Annotated in this window: 6 protein-coding genes; 2 read left to right on the forward strand and 4 right to left on the reverse strand. The window is 72.9% G+C overall.

Translation table 11 applies throughout. From position 1 onward, the window contains the following. Positions 1-298, forward strand: a 298-nt coding sequence (locus PINTE_RS20410; RefSeq protein WP_174524036.1) for an HRDC domain-containing protein, incomplete at its 5' end; no start/stop codon positions are given. A gap of 27 nt (positions 299-325) precedes the next feature. Here PINTE_RS20410 and PINTE_RS20415 read toward each other — a convergent pair. Genes PINTE_RS20415 through PINTE_RS20430 form a run of 4 tightly spaced genes read right to left on the reverse strand, consistent with a single transcriptional unit; the run spans position 326 to position 3784 of the window. Further along, positions 326-1237, reverse strand: coding sequence for an ABC transporter substrate-binding protein (locus PINTE_RS20415; protein ID WP_068434284.1), 912 nt, complete (start codon positions 1235-1237; stop codon positions 326-328). A gap of 56 nt (positions 1238-1293) precedes the next feature. Beyond that, positions 1294-2049 (reverse strand): ABC transporter permease, encoded by a 756-nt coding sequence (locus PINTE_RS20420; RefSeq protein ID WP_068434290.1) that lies wholly within the window; start codon positions 2047-2049, stop codon positions 1294-1296. Next, positions 2046-2699, reverse strand: coding sequence for an ABC transporter permease (locus PINTE_RS20425; RefSeq protein WP_068434286.1), 654 nt, complete (start codon positions 2697-2699; stop codon positions 2046-2048). Before PINTE_RS20425 ends, PINTE_RS20420 begins: the two co-directional genes overlap by 4 nt. After that, positions 2696-3784 (reverse strand): ABC transporter ATP-binding protein, encoded by a 1089-nt coding sequence (locus tag PINTE_RS20430; RefSeq protein WP_068434288.1) that lies wholly within the window; start codon positions 3782-3784, stop codon positions 2696-2698. The genes PINTE_RS20425 and PINTE_RS20430 overlap by 4 nt, the downstream gene beginning before the upstream one ends. A 215-nt stretch (positions 3785-3999) precedes the next feature. Between PINTE_RS20430 and tsaB the strand changes: the two genes are divergently transcribed. Further along, positions 4000-4423, forward strand: a 424-nt coding sequence (gene tsaB / locus PINTE_RS20435; protein ID WP_245643083.1) for a tRNA (adenosine(37)-N6)-threonylcarbamoyltransferase complex dimerization subunit type 1 TsaB, incomplete at its 3' end; no start/stop codon positions are given.

Raw genomic sequence — 4423 nt, forward strand, 5'->3', positions numbered from 1 at the left:
TGGCGGCCGGTCGGGCCGGACCGACACTCGCCGCGCGGGCGACCCGGGGGAGCTGACCGGCCCGGCCGCGGACCTGTTCGAGCGGCTGCGGGCCTGGCGGGCCGCGGCGGCCAAGGAGCAGGGCGTGCCCGCGTACGTCGTCTTCCACGACGCGACGCTACGGGCGATCGCCGCCGCCGCACCGACGACTTCAGCGCAGCTGCGCGCGATCAGCGGCGTCGGCGCCGCGAAGCTGGAGCGCTACGGCCCCGGCGTGCTCGCGACCGTCGCGGGCGACGACGGTAACGACGGCGCCTGAGCCGGCTGGGTCGTCGCCCGCACGCGCTCAGCCGAGGTTCTTGGAGCCGAGGAACTCCTTGGCGACGGTGGCCGAATCCTTCTTGTCGGTGACGACCTGCTTGACCAGACCGGCCAGCGTCGGGGTGTCGAGCTGCGCGGAGACCGCGTTGAGGGTCTCGCGCACCTGCGGGGTGTCGGCGGAGCTGGCCATGAGCGGCACGATGTTCTGCGCGGCGAACAGCGACTTCGGGTCTTGCAGCACGACGAAGTCGTTCTCGGCGATGCTCGGGTCGGTGGTGAACAGGTTGGCGGCCTGCACCTGGCCGTTGCTCAGCGCCTGCACGGTGAGCGGGCCGCCCGCGTCGAGGGAGCGGAACTCCCGGAACGTCACGTTGTAGACGCTCTTGAGCCCGGGCACGCCGGTGGGGCGCGTCTTCCACTCCGGCGGGCCGCCGAGCACCATGTCGCCGGCGACCGGGGCGAGGTCGCCGATGGCCTTGAGGTTGTGCTGGGTCGCGGTCTCGCGGGTGACGACGACCGCGTCCTTGTTCTCGGCGGCCGCCTTGTCGAGCACGCTCAAGCCCTGCGGCAGGGACTGCTGCAGCGCGGTGTACACCTCGTCGGAGGACGTCGCGGTCACCGAGTGGTCGAAGTACTGGGCGAGCACGCCGGTGTACTCCGGGATGAGGTTGATCGACCCGTCCTGCAGCGCAGGGATGTACGTCTCGCGGCTGCCGATGTTGGGCCGGGTGGTCACGTTGACGCCCTTGGCCTGCAAGGCCCCGGCGTAGATGTTCATCAGCAGCTCGGACTCCGGGAAGTTCGCCGAGCCGACCGTGATCGTGCCGGCCGCGGCCGTGCCGCCGCCCTGCTCGGTCGGCTGGTCGAGCGGGGTGCCGCCGCCGGAGGACCCGCACGCGGCGGTGCCGAGCAGGGCGGCCAGGACCGTGCCCGCCAAGGCCGTGGTCCGCGTGGTCCGCGTGGTCCGCCTGATGCGTGCGGTGCGGCTGCTTCTCATGTCGTGCTCCCAGTGGCTTGTCGGGTCTGGTCTTCGGTGTGCAGTTCGGAGGCGGTGTCGCGGGCCCCGCGGACGGCGCGGCGGCGCCCGCCGAGGCCCGCCGAGGTGACCTGCTTCTGCAGCAGGCTCATGAGCAGGTCGACGGCCAGCGCGAGCACGGCGACGAGGATCGCGCCGCCGGCCATCTGGTAATAGTCGCGCACGGCGAGCCCGTCGATGAGGAAACGGCCCAGGCCACCCATGCCGGCGGTCGCGGCGATCGTCGCGGTGGCGATGACCTGCAGCAGCGCGGACTGCACGCCGGAGAAGATCAGCGGCAGGGCGCACGGGATCTCGACGTCGGTGAGCACCTGGCGGCCGCGCATGCCCATGCCCTTGGCGGCGTCGCGGGCGGCCGGGTCGACGGCGGCGATGCCGGAGTACGTGCCGGACAGGATCGGCGGGATCGCGAGCACGATGAGCACGAGCATGTTCGGGATGTAGAAGGCCAGGTCGCCGCCGATGATCGGGCCGAGCCAGACGACGAACAGGTACAGCAGCCCGAGGGAGGGGATGGCCCGGGCGGCGCCCGCGGCGCTGACCGCGACGACCGAGCCTCGGCCGGTGTGCCCGATGTAGAGGCCGATCGGGATCGCGATGAGCGCGGCGATCAGCGTCGCGAGCAGCGAGTACTCCAGGTGTTCCAGGAGGCGCCGGCCGATCGCGGCGGTGTTGGCCGGGTCGGTGAGCCAGGCGAGGATGCCGCCGATCATCGCGAGCCTCCCGCGCCGGCGGTGCGCGCCCACGGGGTGAGCACCCGCGAGCCCCACACGATGAGCAGGTCGAGGAACAGGGCGAGCGCGACGCACGCGACGAGGCCGACGACGATCGGCGCGAGGAACGCTCGGTTGAAACCGTCGGTGAACAGCGACCCCAGCTGCTGCACGCCGATGATCGCGGCGACCGAGACGATGCTGACGTTGCTGACGGCGGCCACCCGCAACCCGGCGGTGATGACGGGCACCGCCAGCGGCAGCTCGACGGCGGCGAACCGGCGCAGCCCCCGGTAACCCATCGCCGTGGCCGCCAGCCGCACCTCCTGGGGCACGGAGTCGAGGCCGTCGACGACCGTGCGCACGAGCAGCGCGATCGTGTAGACCGTCATCGCGATGAGCACGTTGAGCGGGTCGAGGATCTGCGTGCCGATGAGGCCGGGCAGCAGGATGAACACCGCGAGCGATGGCAGCGTGTAGAGCAGGCCGCTGCCGGCGACGATGGGGGTGCGCAACCACCGCACGCGCCGGGCCAGCCAGCCCAGCGGGATCGCCAGCAGCAGCCCCAGGATCAGCGGCACGATCGCGAGATAGGCGTGCCGCCAGGCGTATTCGCCGACGAGGTCGAGGTGCTCGAGAAACCAGGTCACGACGCCGCCTCCCGTCGCAGGCGGGCGCCCTCGATGGCGGCCAGCACGGCCTCCGGGCGCACGGTGCCGAGGAAGCGGCCCTCGTCGTCGGCGACGAGCCCGAGGCCGGCGGGAGAGGACAGCGCGGCGTCGAGCAGGCCGCGCAGGGGCCCGTCGGCGCGGCCGACCGTGCTGCCGCGGTGCACGACCGGGGAGGTGACCGGCCCGTCGAGGCGGTGCGGCTCGACCCACCCCAGGGGCCGGTCGTCGGCGTCGAGCACGACGACCCACGGCGCGTCGGCGGGGGCGCGCTCGTCGAGCCGCACGGTGGGGGCTGCCTCGATCGGCACCCGGGAGCTCTCGAAGCCCAGCGCCCGGAAGCCGCGGTCGCGCCCGACGAAGTCGGCGACGAAGTCGTCGTTGGGGTTGTCGAGCAGCCGGCGGGGGGTGTCGAGCTGCGCCAGGGTGCCGCCGACCGCGAAGACCGCGACCTGGTCGCCGAGCTTGACCGCCTCGTCGATGTCGTGGGTGACGAACACGATCGTCTTGTCGAGCTCGTCCTGCAGGCGAAGGAACTCCTCCTGCAGCTGCTCGCGGACGATCGGGTCGACGGCGCTGAACGGCTCGTCCATGAGCATGATCGGCGGGTCGGCGGCCAGCGCCCGAGCGACCCCGACGCGCTGCTGCTGGCCGCCGGAGAGCTGGTTGGGGTAGCGGTCGGCCAGCGAGGAGTCGAGGCCGACGCGCTCCATGAGGTCGACCGCGCGGGAGCGTGCGGCCTTGCGGTCTTCGCCGAGGAGGCGGGGCACGGTCGTCACGTTGTCGAGCACCGTGCGGTGCGGGAACAGGCCGGCGTTCTGGATGACGTAGCCGATGCCGCGGCGCAGGCGGGCCGCGTCGAGCGCGGCGATGTCGTCGCCATCGATGAGGATGCGGCCGCTGCTCGGCTCGATCATGCGGTTGATCATGCGCAGCGTGGTGGTCTTGCCGCAGCCTGAGGGCCCGACGAAGACGGTGATCCGCCCCATCGGTGCCTCCAGGCTGAGGTCGTCGACGGCGACGGTGCCGTCGGGGAACCGCTTGGTCACCGATTCGAATGTGATCATCGTGCCCGCCTGTGCTCGGTCGAGTTTCTGCACAACCTACGGGGCAGCACCGACAAGTGCTCACCGAGGCACGGGCGATGTTGCCGCCCATGCTGATTCGTGTTCAGCAGCGGTGCGTGCCGGGGGCGCAGCCGCCCTCCCGGGCCCCGCGATCCCCGGTGACGCGGCCGGGGCCTTCGCTGTCGGTGGTGGCACGTAGCCTGTGACGCGTGTTGATGCTCGCGATGGACACGGCGACCGGCGTCGTCGGCGTGGCCCTGCACGACGGTTCCCGGCTGCTCGCCCAGGAGGACGTGGCCGGGTCGCGCGCGCACGCCGAGCACCTCGCCCCCGCGATCCGCGCCGTGCTGGCGCGGGCGGGGCGGGAGCCGGGCGACGTCACCCACGTCGTCGCCGGCACCGGCCCGGGTCCGTTCACCGGGCTGCGCGTCGGGCTCGTCACCGCCGCCACCTTCGCCCGCGCCGTCGGCGCCCAGGCCGGTGGCGTGTGCAGCCTCGACGCCATCGCCCACGAGGTGTGGCTCGCGGGCCTGGCGACGTCGCGGCTGCTCGTCGCGACCGACGCGCGTCGCAAGGAGGTCTACTGGGCCGGCTACGAGCTGGCCGAGGACGGCGCCCGGCGGGTGCTCCCGCCGGCCG

The sequence above is a fragment of the Piscicoccus intestinalis NBRC 104926 genome, assembly GCF_001515525.1.
Lineage (GTDB): Bacteria > Actinomycetota > Actinomycetes > Actinomycetales > Dermatophilaceae > Kineosphaera > Kineosphaera intestinalis.